The following is a 14,861-nucleotide window of genomic DNA, read 5'->3' as shown; positions in this document are numbered from 1 at the left end:
ACATTAATGTGAGGGTCAACTGCTTTTGTAGAATGCAACTAAAAAACTTCAGCATTGAGTACGACGGCGGGTTCGCGGATCGTGTATAATGTAAGAAATTAGGCGCCTATAAGCGGGCGATAAAGGAGGATCACGCATGAAACCGGCTTTATTGATCATCGATATGCAGCAAGCCTTTTTGAACCATCCGCGAATCCAAAGCGAAGTTGCGGGAGCATGCGAGTACATTAATGCGGTCGCCGACATGTTCAGGGCGGCGGGGCGGCCGGTCGTTGTCGTCCAGGATAAGGATGGGGGCGAAGGGACTCCAGGGTACGAGGTGATTCCTGAGGTGAAGCTGGCTGAATCCGACCTGCGGATTTCTAAAGCATGGAACAACTCGTTTTGGAAAACCGATCTCGAGCAACTCCTCCGCGAACAGGGCACCGATTTCGTGGTGGTATGCGGTTTTGCCGCCGAACACTGCGTCACCTTTACGTTTAATGGGGCGGTGGAACGCGGATTTGGCGCAGCCATTTTGCAAAAAGGCATCCTCGGTGAGCATCCCGATTCGGTTGCGGCGGTCTATCGGGATCGCAGCTTGATCAGCTACTCCGTGATTCGAGCTATTTTGAAGCACTCCTAATTCATGACATTACATAATTAAAATTCATTCATTTGGAGGCGTTTATTTCATGAATGCACATGAAATCGATTATCGGATTATCGGCAATGAAATGCAGTGCGTGGAGGTTCACTTGGATCAAGGAGAAAGCGTGATCGCTGAAGCCGGGAGCTTTATGATGATGGATCCGGATATCCGAATGGAGACGATCTTTGGCGATGGCAGCAATCAAGGCGGCGGCGGACTCATGGGCAAACTGATGGGGGCGGGCAAACGGATGCTCACGGGTGAGGGTTTGTTTATGACCGTATTCACCAATGCCGGCTACAATCGTCAGGCCGTCACCTTCGCTTCCCCGTATCCCGGCAAAATCGTGCCGCTCGACCTGCAAATGCTTGGCGGCAAAATCATCTGCCAAAAAGACGCTTTCCTGTGTGCCGCTAAAGGGGTGTCGGTCGGGATCGAGTTCCAACGCAAACTCGGTACCGGCTTCTTCGGCGGAGAAGGCTTCATCATGCAGAAAATCGAAGGGGACGGTCTGGCTTTCGTGCATTCCGGTGGCTTGGTGATTGAAAGAGACTTGGCTCCCGGCGAAGTGCTGCGTCTGGACACCGGCTGTTTAGTGGCTATGACGTCTTCGGTCAACTATGACATCGAATTCGTGAAAGGCGTAAAGACGGCTCTGTTCGGCGGGGAAGGGCTCTTCTTCGCGACGCTGCGCGGCCCTGGCAAAGTATGGGTCCAATCGCTGCCGTTTAGCCGTTTGGCGGACCGCGTGTTGTCCGCATCCCGTTATTCGGGCCGCAAAGATGAAGGCAGCCTGTTAGGCGGTTTAGGCAACTTGCTGGACGGAAGATAGAAGGCGAGGTAGGATTCCCTCTTCCGCGGTGAGAAAGGCGGTTGACATTCCACTCCTCAAGTAACTAATATGGTTACAAGAAGATGGGAATGGGGGATAGGCTTATCATGACAATCAGTTCCAGATTTTCCGTGGCCATTCATATATTATCCCTACTTGAAATTAACAAGGACGGGATTAGCACTTCGGAGTATATCTCCGGCAGCGTAAATACGAACCCCGTTGTGATCCGCCGAATTATGGGCATGCTAAATAAAGCGGGCTTGGTTGAAGTGCGCACGGGGGTTGCCGGGTCGAAGCTGTCGCGGCCGCTAGATCAGATCACACTGCTTGACGTTTACCGCGCGGTGCATGTCGTGGAGGAAGATGGATTGTTTGCCGTACATGATCATCCCAACCCGGATTGTCCGGTCGGCAAGAATATTCAATCGACCATCGAGCCGATTTTCTCCCTGGCCCAAAAAGCGATGGAGAACACCTTGGCGGCCGTGACGTTGCAGGATGTGGTAAACGATATCTCAGCGAAAGCCCCTTCGGTTTAATCGCGGAGGCTGCAAACAAGCAGAAAGTGTAGAGCCCCCTAGAGCAGGGGGCTTTTTTGATGCAAAATTGACAAGATCACATCCTGTAACTATACTGATTACAACGACTCTTTTGTAACAATCGCAGTTACATTTAAGTGGATTATTGAAACGTTACGATCCGAAGGAGGAAATTGTTCATGGCTTATCCCTTGCCTATTCATCCCGCCGCACAAATCGGCGTTGTTCAACTAAAAGTCCGCGATCTCGATCGGTCTGTCGCATTTTACCAGGAGGTCATCGGCTTTCAGGTGCTGCGCCAGAACGGCACGATCGTCGAATTAACCTCAGATGGCAAAACCCCTTTGCTGATTCTGGAAGCAGATCAAAGCTATCGAGTGCTGCCCGAGCGGTCCGTATCCGGTTTATATCATTTTGCCATTTTAGTTCCGGACCAAGTGACGCTAGGACTTGCCTTGCGAAATCTCATCCGTCATCAAATCCCGGTTGGACAGGGCGATCATCTGGTCAGCGAGGCGTTATATTTAAACGATCCGGATCAAAACGGCATTGAGATTTACGCTGACCGTCCTCGTGATACCTGGCAAAAAAGCGCTAGTGGCGAAGTGAAGATGACCACGGATCCTGTGGACGTGGAAAACTTGTTGAATCTGTCCGAGCAAGCCGAATGGAATGGATTGCCGGAAGGCACCCGTATGGGACATGTGCATTTCCACGTCGGCGATTTAACTCAAGCCGAACAGTTCTACTGTGGCATCCTCGGATTCGAGGTCACCGCCCATTATGGCGCGGCGGCGTTATTTGTCTCCGCTGGCGGCTACCATCACCATATCGGCCTGAACTTATGGGCCGGCAAAGGTGCGCCTCCAGCACCCGAGGATGCGGTCGGCATCCGCTACTTCACAACGGAGCTGCCGGATATTCCGGCACTGGAAGCCGTTGAGAGCCGGTTGGCTGAAGCGAAGGTGGCCTATAAGCGGGAGGGGAATGAACTCCGTTTAAGCGATCCGTTTGGCATCGGAATTAGACTTACCGTTGTTGCCTGAGTCGTAGAGGATCAACTCACGCGTTTTTGACTCTTCCTTTCGGCGTAGTCCTTCACCTATAATAGATTTACGTAAACTCTAGGAAAGGACCGGTCGTTATGAAATTGTTCCCTCAACTGGAAACGGAGCGTTTTGTACTGCGAAGGCTAACTTCGAAAGATGCCGCCGATTTGTTCCATTATCTCTCCAACGACGAAGTGACCAAATATTACGATCTGGATCGTTTCGTGGAGCTCCGGGAAGCCGAAGAGTTGATCCAAATGTGGAACAGCCGTTATTTGGAGAAGCAGGGCTTCCGTTGGGCAATCACGGTCAAAGCTGAAAGCGACCGGGTGATCGGCACCTGCGGATTTCATAACTGGTCGAAGAATCATTATAAAGCCGAGGTCGGCTATGAGCTCAACCCGGATTATTGGCGCCAAGGCGTTATGACCGAAGTACTGCAGGAAATTCTGCGTTTCGGGTTCGAGGATTTGGGGCTCAACCGGATTGAAGCCTTTATCGACCCGGACAATATTCGGTCCAGGTACTTGCTGGAGAAGACCGGCTTCCACGAGGAAGGTTATCTGAAGGAAACGTTTTTTGAGAAGAACCAGTTCGTTGACGCCATTTTATTTGCGCTACTGAAGAAGCAATACGAGGCCAAACTGAACCGGATATTTCGGTAAGAAAAAGAGATTTGTTCCTGCTGATCGAACGGCGGAGCAAATCTCTTTTGTTTCTTTGCGTTATCGACCGAGAAACTCGGTTTCATAGATTGTGCGTACCTGGTTCAGCACATGTTGGGCATGCTCCCGGAACTTCAGCTCTACAGGCTGATCCTTCATCAGAAAGACGCCGGTATGGCCTTGGTGCTTACCACGTGCGCCGGCATACAGCAAGCCAGCCCCATGGGTCGGCGGGGAGAAGAAGAATTTCATGATCGGCTTTAACCAGATGGGGAGTCCCGAGCGTTTTCCCTTCCGCAGGGTATTGTTACCTCCCGGATCGACGCTGCGAATTTCGATGCCCTCAGCCGCAAGCTTGGGGGCGATGGATTTCGTCCATAAGGAGAGAGCCAGCTTGGATGTGGCGTAAGGACCTAATAGCTTGCGGAATGTTGTCGGTCGCGCTAGTTGGTCCGGATCAAAGGACTTGACCCTGCTTACCACAGCGGAAGAGGTATTGATTACGGTTTTTAACCGCCCGCTTTTTAGCAAATCCATCAATTCCATCGTGACGATATAGGGGACGACCGTCATTAACTCGTAGTGAAGCTCTCGTCCTTGCTTCGAATACTCCAATTCCGGAAAACTGCGGCCGGCATTGTTAAACAACACGTCAATTCGCGCTTCGTTGACTTTAATCAGCTCCAGCGCTTGCCGTAGGCTGTTAAAGTCGGACAAATCCGACGTCTTGTAGGTTCTTAGCTGCCCTTGGCGAGCGGCGGACTGGAGTCCCTGATCTTCCGCTGGCCAATCGGAACGGTTTAATCCGACGACTTGCCATCCTTCGTTCAGCAGCTTGCGGGTTAACTCTAGTCCGATCCCGGAGCTAGCCCCCGTTATGAAAGCGACATTTTCGTTATTAGTATGCACCATGATCATTCCTCCTGAAATCGTTTTGCAGACCCTATTGATGTCTTCTGGCCGATTCTAGATCTTGGAGTCGACTCCAAGTCAAGCTGTTTTTATGAACGAAAATGAAATTTGACTTGGAGCTGACTCCAAGTTGTATAATTCAGATTAGACACTTTGTTAGGAACAGGAGGATGAACCATGGCGATCGAATCGCTAGATAAACTCACCTTTACCATTAAGCAAGTCGCGGAGCTAACCGGGATAACCGAGGATACGATTCGATATTATGAGAAAATATCGCTCCTGCCTCGAGCCGAGCGAAAAGAGAATGGACACCGCGTTTATCACAAGGAGGACCTGGATACGATCCGATTGGTGAATTGCCTCAAGAAAACCGGGATGCCGCTGGACGAAATGCGGCCCTTCCTGAAGGTGTCCATCGATGCTGATCCCGGAGAATATCCGGAGCTGGTCGAGCAGATGGTTCAACACCGGGCCAACATCGTTGAGCAAATCGCTTCACTGCAGCAGGTTGTCGATTTTATCGATTTGAAACTTGCGCAGGGCAAGTACCGTTCTTCGGACTGCGAGGTCGAGAGGGGCAATGGCAATCGCGCGGATGGCAAGAAAGGCGCAACGCAATCGAAACCGTTGTCGACAGCCGAACTGCGTTATTTTTCCGCAGCACCGAGTGAAAGTGGTCATTGATGATTTGGTTTTCTTTTGCCATAATAAGCGGAGCAGATGACTCGTCCGAAGTCTTGGGGGAGTCTTTAAATTAAAGGGGGAACTTCGTTTGAAGGGGATTATCACCGTACTGGGCAAGGACAAAGTGGGCATTATCGCCAAGGTGTGCACCTATCTGGCCGATAATAACGTTAACATTCTCGATATTTCGCAAACGATCATTCAAGGCTATTTCAACATGATGATGATTGTCGATATTTCCGCGCCGGCCAAAGAATTCGAGAAGCTGGTCGAAGAGCTGCAGGAGCTGGGCCGTACCATTGGCGTGGAAATCAAGCTACAGCACGAGGATATTTTTAATACGATGCATCGGATCTAAGAAGAAGGGAGGGAATCGCATGATTTCACGCGTAGAAGTACAAGAAACCAACTCGATGATCCGTGAAATGAACCTCGACGTACGTACGATTACGATGGGGATCAGCCTGATGGACTGCGCTCATGAGGACATGAACGTATTTAACCGGAACATCTATGATAAAATCACTCGGTCGGCAGAGCATCTGGTCAAGACGGGGGAGGATTTAGAGAAGCAATTTGGCGTACCGATCGTCAACAAACGGATTTCGGTAACTCCCATTTCGATAGCTGCCGGGGGGCTGAAAACCGATACGTTTGTGCCAGTGGCCGAGGCACTTGACCGAGCCGCCAAGGAAGTGGGCGTCAATTTTATCGGGGGGTTCTCAGCCCTTGTGCAGAAAGGCTTTACGAACGGCGATCGCGTACTGATCAACAGCATCCCTGAAGCACTGGCCGTCACGGACCGGGTCTGCTCCTCGGTGAACGTCGGCTCCTCGCGCAGCGGGATCAATATGGATGCCGTCAAACAGATGGGCGATATCATTATCCGTACGGCCGAGCGGACGGCGGATCGGGGTTCGATCGGCTGCGCCAAGCTGGTTGTATTCTGCAACGCGGTGGAGGACAACCCGTTTATGGCCGGGGCGTTCCACGGGGTTGGGGAGCAGGAATGCGTCATCAACGTGGGCGTCAGCGGACCTGGCGTAGTGAAGCGTGCGCTGGAGGAAGTGAAGGGCAAGGATTTCGAGACATTATGCGAAACCATCAAGCGGACGGCGTTTAAAGTGACCCGGGTAGGTCAGTTGGTGGCGCAAGAAGCCTCGAAACGGCTGGGTGTGCCGTTTGGCATTATCGACTTGTCGCTTGCCCCAACGCCGGAGATCGGCGATTCGATCGCGGAGATCTTCCAGGTGATGGGCTTAGAGGAAGCGGGTGCACCGGGGACCACGGCCGCTCTGGCAATCTTGAACGACAACGTGAAAAAAGGCGGCGTCATGGCTTCCTCCTACGTCGGCGGCCTGAGCGGCGCCTTCATCCCGGTCAGCGAAGACCACGGGATGATCGAAGCGGTGCAGCGCGGCGCGCTGACGCTCGAGAAGCTGGAAGCGATGACGTGCGTCTGCTCCGTCGGGCTCGACATGATCGCGATTCCCGGCAGCACCCGTGCCGCGACAATATCCGGCATCATCGCCGACGAAGCGGCGATCGGCATGGTCAACAACAAGACGACCGCCGTCCGGATTATCCCGGTCATCGGTAAGGACGTCGGCGAAATCGTGGAATTTGGCGGCTTGTTGGGCTACGCGCCGATTATGCCGGTCAACGCCTTTAACTGCGCGCCGTTCATCGAGCGGGGCGGACGGATTCCGGCGCCGATTCATAGCTTTAAGAACTAGGCGGCGGGGGAGCAGCCATGTATAAAACGATAGGATTGCTGGCGCATGTCGACGCCGGCAAAACGACTTTTGCCGAGGCTTTGCTGTACCATACGCAAACGATCCGCTATCGAGGCAGGGTCGACCACCGCGACGCTTTTCTCGACAGTCACGAAATTGAGAAAGCGCGTGGGATCACCGTTTTCGCTGATCAGACCGAAATGAAATACGGCGAATCGACGTATTTTCTGTTGGACACGCCCGGTCACGTCGATTTCTCCGCAGAGATGGAAAGAGCGCTGCAGGTGCTCGATTACGCGATCATCATCGTCAGCGCGGTGGAAGGTGTCGAAGGACATACGGAGACGGTATGGGAGTTGCTTCGAACCTACGGGATTCCGACGTTTTTCTTTATCAACAAAATCGATCGCACCGGCGCTGATCCGGATCAGGTCTTGCAGGACATAAGCCGCGAGTTGAGTGGTGATGTGCTGGACGTATCCAGTTGGGCAGAAAGCGGGCGTATGGACGATACACAAAAGGCTTGGCTAGCTGAGCGGGAAGAAGCACTGCTGGAGGCGTTTTTGGAAGGCTCCGGTACCGCGGAGACGTGGAACGTGCACCTGGCTCGGCTCTTTCAGAGCGGGCAAGTCTATCCTTGCTTGCGAGGTTCGGCGCTGCTTGATATCGGTATCGACGCTTTTCTCGGCGCGTTGGAACGGTTAACCCGAACCGCGTATGATCCGCAGCTTCCGTTTGCTGGTCGAGTCTACAAAATACGGCATGATGAGCAAGGAACTCGAATTACGTTTCTCAAAGCTCTGCAAGGAACATTGAAGGTCCGTGATGAACTTGCTCTTGGTCTAGAAGGAGACCGGCGAACGGAAAAAATCACCGGCATCCGCAAATACAACGGGCAGCGCTTCGTTCAGGCGGATTCCGTAACTGCCGGTGAATTGTTCGCGGTAACAGGTTTAACCGAAGCTCATTCCGGTGAAGCCGTAGGGGTTTTGCATGATCCGATCCGACGTGAACTTGTGCCTACGCTACAATCCAAGGTGCTTTTTGAACCGCCTTTGCACTTAAAGGAAGTTCTTCGCGTTTTCCATCTGTTGGATGCAGAGGATCCTACCTTGGGGACCCGATGGGATGAAGCCTTGCAGGAGTTACATATCCATGTCATGGGTAAGATTCAGCTAGAAATTTTGGAGCAGGTGCTGCTGGAGCGTTTTCGGATGAAAATCGCGTTTGGGCCGCCGGAGATTTTGTATAAGGAAACGATAACCGCTCCGGTTGTGGGCTGCGGACATTTCGAGCCTTTAGGGCATTATGCGGAGGTTCATTTGCGGCTGGAACCGGGAGAACGGGGAAGTGGCGTAACCTTCAATAACGCCTGTCATGCGGATGATTTAACCGTTGGTTATCAGAACCTGATCGGCCAGCATGTGCTGGAGCAGGAGCATCGCGGCTTGTTAACCGGTTCTCCTCTGACGGATGTGCGCGTGACGTTACGAACCGGACGGTCGCATAACAAACACACCAGCGGCGGGGATTTCCGCGAGGCCACCTACCGTGCACTGCGACAAGCGCTGGAGCAGGCGGAGAATGCGCTTCTGGAACCGGTATATCAGTTTAAAATCAAGGTAGGATTGGATCAACTCGGCAAGGTATTGACCGATATCCAGCAGGCTCACGGCCGATTCGATCCGCCAGAGACGGGTGCCGAGACGGCGATCATTACTGGCGTTGTTCCGGTAGCCACTTTTATGGATTATGGGGTAGAGCTTGCATCCATGTCGCACGGGAAAGGATCCATCATGCTGAAATCTGGCGGATATGAGCCATGTCATCAGACGGATAAAGTGATCGCCCGAAAGAATTACAACAAGGACGCTGATCCGGCGTACACCTCGTCTTCGATTTTTTGCGCGAAAGGACAAGCTTATTCCGTTTCCTGGGAAGAGGCTCCGAATAAAATGCATGCCTCAGTGGAACGTTAAAATGCATCAGCCTCCGAAGCAAAATGTTGACAATCCACCGCCACGTGCATATAATAACCAATAATTCCATATGCCAAATGTGTTGATTAGAAATAGTAAAGATGACTTGACCTTTCAGAGAGCCGTTGGTTGGTGCGAAGCGGCAGTGTCCGTCATGTTGAACTCGTCTATGAACAGCTGCCTGAAATGTAGGGCCAGCCGGGATTCCGCCGTTACAAGGATAGATGGTGTTAGCCATCGAAGGAGATCATTTCATCACATGAAATGAATTAGAGTGGTACCGCGAGTTAAACCTCGTCTCTATAGCAGAGACGGGGTTTTTGTGTTGATTAAATTCCGGGTTTAATCAACCTCGCTTGACATAGATGCAAAGAAAGGTGACTTTAAACCCCAATCACAAATCAAGGAGGAGCGCACAGATGGACCGTTACCGCAACATTATCGTATTGGATACAACGTTACGCGATGGGGAGCAAGTTCCCGGCGCCAAATTGAATGTACGGCAAAAGCTGGAGTTTGCCCAGCAACTGAAGCGCCTCCGTGTAGATATTATCGAAGCGGGCTTTCCTGCCTCCTCGCAAGGAGACTTTGAGTCGGTGCAGCAAATCGCCCGAAGCGTAGGGGATAGCGTGGGAATTACGGCTTTGGCTCGAGCCGTGAAAGCCGACATCGACGCGGTATACGAGAGCATCCGTGAGGCGCAGCACCCGCTGATCCATATCGTTCTCGGCGCTTCCAACGTACATGTGGAGAAGAAATTCAACCGCTCGCAGGATGCCGTTCTGCAGATGGGCGTCGATGCCGTGAAATATGCCAAGACGCTGCTGCCCGATGTTCAATACTCCACGGAAGACGCATCTCGTGCGGACTTCGAATACTTATGGAAGACGATTGAGGCTGTCGTCAAGGCCGGAGCGACGATGATTAACGTCCCCGACACCGTTGGCTACGCAGAGCCGGAGGAATTCGGCCACCTTATCCGACGCATCCATGAGCGGTTGAAGAACTTAGACGAGCGGGTCATTCTTAGCGTGCATTGCCACAACGATCTGGGATTGGCTACTGCGAATACGTTAAGCGCCATCAAGAATGGAGCAGAGAAAATCGAGTGTACCATCAATGGACTTGGCGAACGGGCCGGCAATGCTTCGCTTGAGGAGGCGGTGATGGCGTTAAAGGTACGCGAGGCGCTGTACGGCTGCCGCACGAATATCGATGCGAAGGAGCTGACTCGCACGTCGCGGCTGCTCACCCATTTGACGGGACTTGACGTGCAAGTAAACAAAGCGATTACCGGTGACAACGCATTTGCCCATTCCTCCGGCATCCATCAAGACGGTTTGCTGAAGGATAAACAGGTATACGAAATCATGTCCCCCGAGGATGTGGGGGCTGAAAGCATGGAGTTAATACTGACGGCCCGCTCCGGTCGCCATGCCGTCAAGCATGCGGTGGAGAAGCTGGGCTTCGATTCCTCCGATGCCGTGGGGTTCGAACGGCTGTTCCAGCAATTCTTGACATTGGCTGATGCGAAAAAAGAAGTCTACGACCACGATCTCTACTATCTGCTGAGCGAACAGCAAGTGCAGAACGAATCCAGCCATTCGCTGTTCGAACTGGTTTCATTCCAGGTCATTACCAATGAGATATGCCCGACCGCCACCGCCGTCTTGAAGATCAACGGGCAAGAACGAAAGGGCAGCGCCATCGGAGACGGTCCGATCGATGCGTTATACAGCGTGATCAAGTCGTTAACCGGCATCGACGCCAAGTTGACTTCCTATAAGATTAACAGCATCTCTCACGGCAAAGAAGCCATCGGCCGCGTGAATATTCAGCTTGAAGCGGGAGGAAGAACCTACACGGGACGTGCCATGGATACCGATATCATCAAAGCGAGCGGTCAGGCGTTCCTGGCAGGGATCAACGCGATGATCTTGGCTGGCACCCATGATATTGACATAACATATATTATGTAAACTAGAGAGGTTCGGAAATTAAAAAGGCAGGCGGGATGATCGAAATCATCTCTCCTGCCTGTCCTTTATTGCTCATTAAGCTGAGATAAAGCAACTTCTTTCTCATTCTCCGGTTGTCCGAGCGGAAAGATCCGCGCGGTTTCGTTCTTCTCGTCGACATGTTGAATGTAAATCGGTACACCGTCACAAGTCACGTCTACCATGGAAGGAGAAGCGACGATCTCTTTGGCCCGTTGGCTGTTCATAGTTAACCTCCTGAATTCATTCGATGTCATCCTGCTGATCATAAAGTACCCGGGCTCCACGGTTCTTATTCTTTAGACGGCTCAAACGCAAGGAAATGTAAATTTTAATCGCTTTTTGTGTTGGAGCGATTTACATTCAAATCTCTACTACTTATATTTAATAGAGTAGTATATCAAAATGTGGTAGAGGAGGAATGGATTGATGATTTGGGGAAATAAAGCTTTCGGTAAACTGCTGGTCATGAGTACCCTTGTTGCCGGACTTGCTTCCGGAGCCGTTCAATTCCCTGTGAACGCTGCTGATGCTGTGGGTTCGGGGGCGAAGGATTATCCGTTGCGCGTCTTACATACGAATGACACGCATGCGCACCTGGATAATATCGCCCGCAGGGTGACGGCTGTAAACGCAGCCAGGAACGATCACACCTTGCTACTTGATGCGGGGGATGTTTTTTCCGGTACGTTGTATTTCAATCAGTTCAGCGGTTTAGCCGATTTATTCTTCATGAACGAGATGAAGTATGATGCCATGACGTTTGGCAACCATGAATTCGATAAAGGTCCTGGTACCTTGGCCGAGTTCATCAAGCAAGCTAAATTTCCGTTCGTCAGCGCCAACCTGGACTTTAGCGCGGATGCTAACCTCAACGTATTGAGTCATACCGGGGTAGGAAAACCCGGAGAGCAAGGACAGATCTACCCGGCCGTGATTAAAGAAATCGCTGGCGAGAAAGTGGGGATCATCGGCTTAACCACACCTGAGACCTCCGTGTTGTCTTCTCCGGGTCCTGGCATTAAGTTCGCCGACGAAGTCCAAAGCACACAGAAGCAAGTCGATGCCTTGGAAGCGGAAGGCGTCAACAAGATCATTGTGTTGTCTCATCTCGGTTACACCGTTGACCAGGATCTGGCCGAGGCCGTCGACGGTATCGATATCATTGTAGGCGGACACTCTCATACCAAACTGACGGCGCCAGAGGTGCACCATGCGGACCAAGAGCCGACGCTGATCGTGCAAACGGGCGAATATAATCAAAATTTAGGCCAGTTGGATGCCACCTTTGATGCAACCGGGAAGCTGACCGCTTGGAAAGGCGAGTTGATCGCGCTGGACGCGAAAGACGATGCAGGTAATTTCTTGATCAAAGGCGATGTCGCCGCGGAAGCTAAGCTAAAAGAATACGCCGCTCCCCTGGAAGAACTGAAGAAGACTGTCATTGGAGAATCAGACGTGAACCTGGACGGCGAGCGCGGCAGCGTTCGCAAACAGGAAACCAATTTGGGGAACCTGATCGCCGATGGCATGCGTTCGAAGGTCATGAGCATCGTAAAGGAAACCGGAGTTAAAGGTTACGTTACGATTCAAAATGGCGGCGGTATCCGCGCCTCGTTGAAGTCCGGAGATATCACTTTGGGCGATTTGCTGACAACGATGCCGTTTGGCAACAATTTGACGGCACTGAAGATGACCGGGGCAGAAATTCGCGCTGCGCTGGAAAACGGCGTCAGCGGCGTCGAAAATGGCGAAGGACGTTTCCCGCAAGTTTCGGGCCTGCGCTTCTATTACGATTCGACAAAACCAGGCGAAGTGATCGACGACGTTACCGGCAAGAAAACGCAAACCGGTCAACGCATCGTTCAAGTTCAAATCCAGAATGAAGATGGCACTTATACCGATATCGATCCTAAAGCGTATTACATTGTGGCAACGAATTCGTTTATGGCGGGGGGCGGAGATTTCTACGCTTCCATGAAGCAAGCGAAAGACGACGGTCGATTCTACGAACTGAATCTGGTGGACTATGAAGTGTTCCGTGAACACCTCGATAAAGTAGGTACCGTGAAGGCCACCCTTCAAGGTCGGATTACGGACCTGAAAGGGGCCGCGCTTCCGGCGGAAGCCGGTGGAGCAACACCGGTGGACCAAGGATCGACTCCGGAGAAGGGGGCGTCCGGATTCAAGGATATTTCCTCTGACCTTCATGCTGCATTGATCGAAGAAGCGGCTGCAGCTGGAATTGTCCAGGGGTATGGCGACGGAACGTTCCGTCCCGCTGCCGAAGTGACTCGCGCTGAATTTGTGGTCATGGTTAGCCGGGCCTTCAAGGTGCCTGCAGCTTCTACAGCAACCGGTTTTACCGATGAAGCCGATGTTCCAACTTGGGCTTTACCGGCAGTAAAAGCACTGAAGGGAGCAGGGGCTCTAGAGGGGCTCGGCGGTAAAACGTTCCTTCCGAAAAGTTCGCTAACGGTTAGAGAGGCTGCCACGGTCATCGCTAAAGCGTCGGGCAAAGAAGTCAACCTGGCGGACTTATCCGACGAATCCAAAGTTACGCGCAGCGATCTGGTATTGCTGATAACGACCGCTCAAAAATAAGTTGAATAACACACCGCTTCGTCTATTTCTTAGAGGGGCGGTGTGTTTTCGATTGTCGGGAAACGACATGAACCCGATGGAGAATAGCCAGTGCCTTCTTGTATGGGTCAAGAGGGTCAGTTACTTAGACTTGGATCCGTTAGATCCCTGATCGTATTCATTTGACAATTCTTCTAGGGACTTGATGGGACCATGCGGATGTTGAGCTTGTTTTCGGCTCTTCATTGCATTTTCTTTGCTTTTTGAGGATCGGGTCATTGTGGGATAACTCACTCCTTTCGTCAAAGATGGGAAGCATTTGCCCTCCATTTCGATAGGTTGTTTCGTGCGAGGGGCAAATATACAAAGTTGGATGATCAATGGCATGCTAGTTCGAATAAGGTAATGGGGAAGTGAAGTTGCGCATATGGACTAAGAATAGGAAGGAGTGATCACCTGTGCTGCAAAAGTATACTATACTGATGAAATTCGCGTTGTTCGTCATTATTCTGTCGCTCACGGCATGTTCGGGAGGGGCAACTGAACCTTCTGATGACTCTGATCATTCACCTCCAGTGAAAGAAGAGGTCCCGGCTCCTACACCGGGGAACGAAACGGATAACCATCCTGAGGAACCTCATTTGACACGCCCCGAGGTCGAAAGTTTCGAATTGTTGACAGGGGAGGGAAATCAGACGCTGGAGGCGAAATTGCACCAAGGCCAAGGTTTTAGCTTATATGTATTTGATAATTTCGCCTTTGACGCTGACGAAGGACGTCTGTACCTAAATAGCAATCCCAAATACGAGGTGAAAATCGAACCCCTATCCGCCAATTATGATCTAGAGCAGCTTCGAGCTGAGGGGAGAAAGGAATTGGAGGCACTCGGGAAGGTATCCGATTTTAGCGGCGAACTGGTCGAACATCCTTTGGGTTCAGCCGAAATTTATCTTCAAGCCTCAGGCGCAGACGGCATTAGCGATTATATCGTGTGGAAATCAGAAACCGGTGACGGTTTTCTGTTCCGCCTTCACAATCCAAAAGGCGAAGAGGCGTCAGATTTTGCCGGGCCGGTTCTAGTGTCGTTATCTACGGTTCTAAGCGATTCGTAAATCATTCGTGCTCCACTGCAGGATTGGCGAATAGTACAAACAGAAACGGGAGAAACCATTGGATGGCTTCTCCCGTTTCTGTTACTCTGTTCTCCATTTTATTGACAACCGTGAGATCCGAGGAATATACTACATA

At 51.7% G+C, this 14,861-nt stretch carries 15 protein-coding genes and 1 other annotated feature; of the genes, 12 read left to right on the top strand and 3 right to left on the bottom strand.

All coding sequences use genetic code 11. From position 1 onward, the window contains the following. The first annotated feature begins 136 nt into the window (after positions 1 to 136). From MKZ15_RS12085 to MKZ15_RS12065, 5 genes are all read left to right on the top strand, one after another. Complete coding sequence (locus MKZ15_RS12085) at positions 137 to 625, top strand: isochorismatase family protein (RefSeq protein WP_339816347.1); 489 nt, start codon at positions 137 to 139, stop codon at positions 623 to 625. A gap of 49 nt (positions 626 to 674) precedes the next feature. Continuing rightward, entirely contained in the window at positions 675 to 1,463 is a 789-nt protein-coding gene (locus MKZ15_RS12080) for a TIGR00266 family protein (RefSeq protein WP_155605943.1), read from the top strand. A gap of 107 nt (positions 1,464 to 1,570) precedes the next feature. Then, a complete protein-coding gene (locus MKZ15_RS12075; protein WP_193416226.1) occupies positions 1,571 to 2,005 on the top strand; it encodes an Rrf2 family transcriptional regulator in 435 nt (144 codons plus the stop codon). A gap of 179 nt (positions 2,006 to 2,184) precedes the next feature. Continuing rightward, complete coding sequence (locus MKZ15_RS12070; RefSeq protein ID WP_339816346.1) at positions 2,185 to 3,051, top strand: VOC family protein; 867 nt, start codon at positions 2,185 to 2,187, stop codon at positions 3,049 to 3,051. A gap of 98 nt (positions 3,052 to 3,149) precedes the next feature. Further along, the gene (locus tag MKZ15_RS12065; protein ID WP_339816345.1) at positions 3,150 to 3,719 is read left to right on the top strand and encodes a GNAT family protein; all 570 of its coding nucleotides are present in this window, start codon (positions 3,150 to 3,152) and stop codon (positions 3,717 to 3,719) included. Positions 3,720 to 3,779: 60 nt separating this feature from the next. Here MKZ15_RS12065 and MKZ15_RS12060 read toward each other — a convergent pair whose 3' ends face one another. Next, on the bottom strand, positions 3,780 to 4,631 hold the full coding sequence (locus MKZ15_RS12060; RefSeq protein ID WP_339816344.1) for an SDR family NAD(P)-dependent oxidoreductase: 852 nt from the start codon (positions 4,629 to 4,631) through the stop codon (positions 3,780 to 3,782). Between the two features lie 177 nt (positions 4,632 to 4,808). On the opposite strand from MKZ15_RS12060, the gene MKZ15_RS12055 reads away from it, so the two are divergent. The 5 genes from MKZ15_RS12055 (at position 4,809) to MKZ15_RS12035 (ending at position 11,012) form a co-directional block, all read left to right on the top strand. After that, positions 4,809 to 5,318, top strand: coding sequence for a MerR family transcriptional regulator (locus MKZ15_RS12055; RefSeq protein WP_339816343.1), 510 nt, complete (start codon positions 4,809 to 4,811; stop codon positions 5,316 to 5,318). A gap of 88 nt (positions 5,319 to 5,406) precedes the next feature. Further along, positions 5,407 to 5,676 (top strand): ACT domain-containing protein, encoded by a 270-nt coding sequence (locus tag MKZ15_RS12050; RefSeq protein WP_155605949.1) that lies wholly within the window; start codon positions 5,407 to 5,409, stop codon positions 5,674 to 5,676. Between the two features lie 22 nt (positions 5,677 to 5,698). Continuing rightward, positions 5,699 to 7,054, top strand: a complete 1,356-nt coding sequence (locus MKZ15_RS12045) for a PFL family protein (protein ID WP_339822403.1) — start codon at positions 5,699 to 5,701, stop codon at positions 7,052 to 7,054. 17 nt (positions 7,055 to 7,071) lie between these two features. Then, positions 7,072 to 9,033: a translation factor GTPase family protein gene (locus MKZ15_RS12040; protein WP_339816342.1), complete on the top strand. Its 1,962-nt coding sequence runs from the start codon at positions 7,072 to 7,074 to the stop codon at positions 9,031 to 9,033. 73 nt (positions 9,034 to 9,106) lie between these two features. Continuing rightward, positions 9,107 to 9,338 (top strand) — a binding site (T-box leader). A 114-nt stretch (positions 9,339 to 9,452) separates the two neighbouring features. After that, positions 9,453 to 11,012: a 2-isopropylmalate synthase gene (locus MKZ15_RS12035; RefSeq protein WP_339816341.1), complete on the top strand. Its 1,560-nt coding sequence runs from the start codon at positions 9,453 to 9,455 to the stop codon at positions 11,010 to 11,012. A 65-nt stretch (positions 11,013 to 11,077) separates the two neighbouring features. Here MKZ15_RS12035 and MKZ15_RS12030 read toward each other — a convergent pair whose 3' ends face one another. After that, positions 11,078 to 11,257: a small acid-soluble spore protein H gene (locus tag MKZ15_RS12030; protein WP_068785695.1), complete on the bottom strand. Its 180-nt coding sequence runs from the start codon at positions 11,255 to 11,257 to the stop codon at positions 11,078 to 11,080. A 202-nt stretch (positions 11,258 to 11,459) separates the two neighbouring features. Between MKZ15_RS12030 and MKZ15_RS12025 the strand changes: the two genes are divergently transcribed. Continuing rightward, positions 11,460 to 13,634, top strand: coding sequence for a 5'-nucleotidase C-terminal domain-containing protein (locus MKZ15_RS12025; RefSeq protein WP_339816340.1), 2,175 nt, complete (start codon positions 11,460 to 11,462; stop codon positions 13,632 to 13,634). A gap of 120 nt (positions 13,635 to 13,754) precedes the next feature. Here the strand turns inward: MKZ15_RS12025 and MKZ15_RS12020 are convergent, their stop codons facing one another. After that, positions 13,755 to 13,892 (bottom strand): DUF6254 family protein, encoded by a 138-nt coding sequence (locus MKZ15_RS12020; protein ID WP_339816339.1) that lies wholly within the window; start codon positions 13,890 to 13,892, stop codon positions 13,755 to 13,757. Positions 13,893 to 14,071: 179 nt separating this feature from the next. Here MKZ15_RS12020 and MKZ15_RS12015 point away from each other — a divergent pair, with 179 nt between their 5' ends. Further along, on the top strand, positions 14,072 to 14,725 hold the full coding sequence (locus MKZ15_RS12015) for a hypothetical protein (protein ID WP_339816338.1): 654 nt from the start codon (positions 14,072 to 14,074) through the stop codon (positions 14,723 to 14,725). The last annotated feature ends 136 nt before the right edge of the window (positions 14,726 to 14,861 follow it).

This window comes from Paenibacillus sp. FSL R7-0216 (assembly GCF_037969915.1).
GTDB classification, from domain to species: domain Bacteria; phylum Bacillota; class Bacilli; order Paenibacillales; family Paenibacillaceae; genus Fontibacillus; species Fontibacillus rhizolycopersici.
The sequence above is the reverse complement of the archived record's forward strand: the minus strand, read 5'-3'. Positions and strand labels throughout refer to the sequence as shown.

Coding starts and splice junctions, on each gene's coding strand:
- MKZ15_RS12085 (WP_339816347.1), top strand. CDS start 137: ATGAAACCGGCTTTATTGATCATCGATATGCAGCAAGCCTTTTTGAAC.
- MKZ15_RS12080 (WP_155605943.1), top strand. CDS start 675: ATGAATGCACATGAAATCGATTATCGGATTATCGGCAATGAAATGCAG.
- MKZ15_RS12075 (WP_193416226.1), top strand. CDS start 1,571: ATGACAATCAGTTCCAGATTTTCCGTGGCCATTCATATATTATCCCTA.
- MKZ15_RS12070 (WP_339816346.1), top strand. CDS start 2,185: ATGGCTTATCCCTTGCCTATTCATCCCGCCGCACAAATCGGCGTTGTT.
- MKZ15_RS12065 (WP_339816345.1), top strand. CDS start 3,150: ATGAAATTGTTCCCTCAACTGGAAACGGAGCGTTTTGTACTGCGAAGG.
- MKZ15_RS12060 (WP_339816344.1), bottom strand. CDS start 4,631: ATGGTGCATACTAATAACGAAAATGTCGCTTTCATAACGGGGGCTAGC.
- MKZ15_RS12055 (WP_339816343.1), top strand. CDS start 4,809: ATGGCGATCGAATCGCTAGATAAACTCACCTTTACCATTAAGCAAGTC.
- MKZ15_RS12040 (WP_339816342.1), top strand. CDS start 7,072: ATGTATAAAACGATAGGATTGCTGGCGCATGTCGACGCCGGCAAAACG.
- MKZ15_RS12035 (WP_339816341.1), top strand. CDS start 9,453: ATGGACCGTTACCGCAACATTATCGTATTGGATACAACGTTACGCGAT.
- MKZ15_RS12030 (WP_068785695.1), bottom strand. CDS start 11,257: ATGAACAGCCAACGGGCCAAAGAGATCGTCGCTTCTCCTTCCATGGTA.
- MKZ15_RS12025 (WP_339816340.1), top strand. CDS start 11,460: ATGATTTGGGGAAATAAAGCTTTCGGTAAACTGCTGGTCATGAGTACC.
- MKZ15_RS12020 (WP_339816339.1), bottom strand. CDS start 13,892: ATGACCCGATCCTCAAAAAGCAAAGAAAATGCAATGAAGAGCCGAAAA.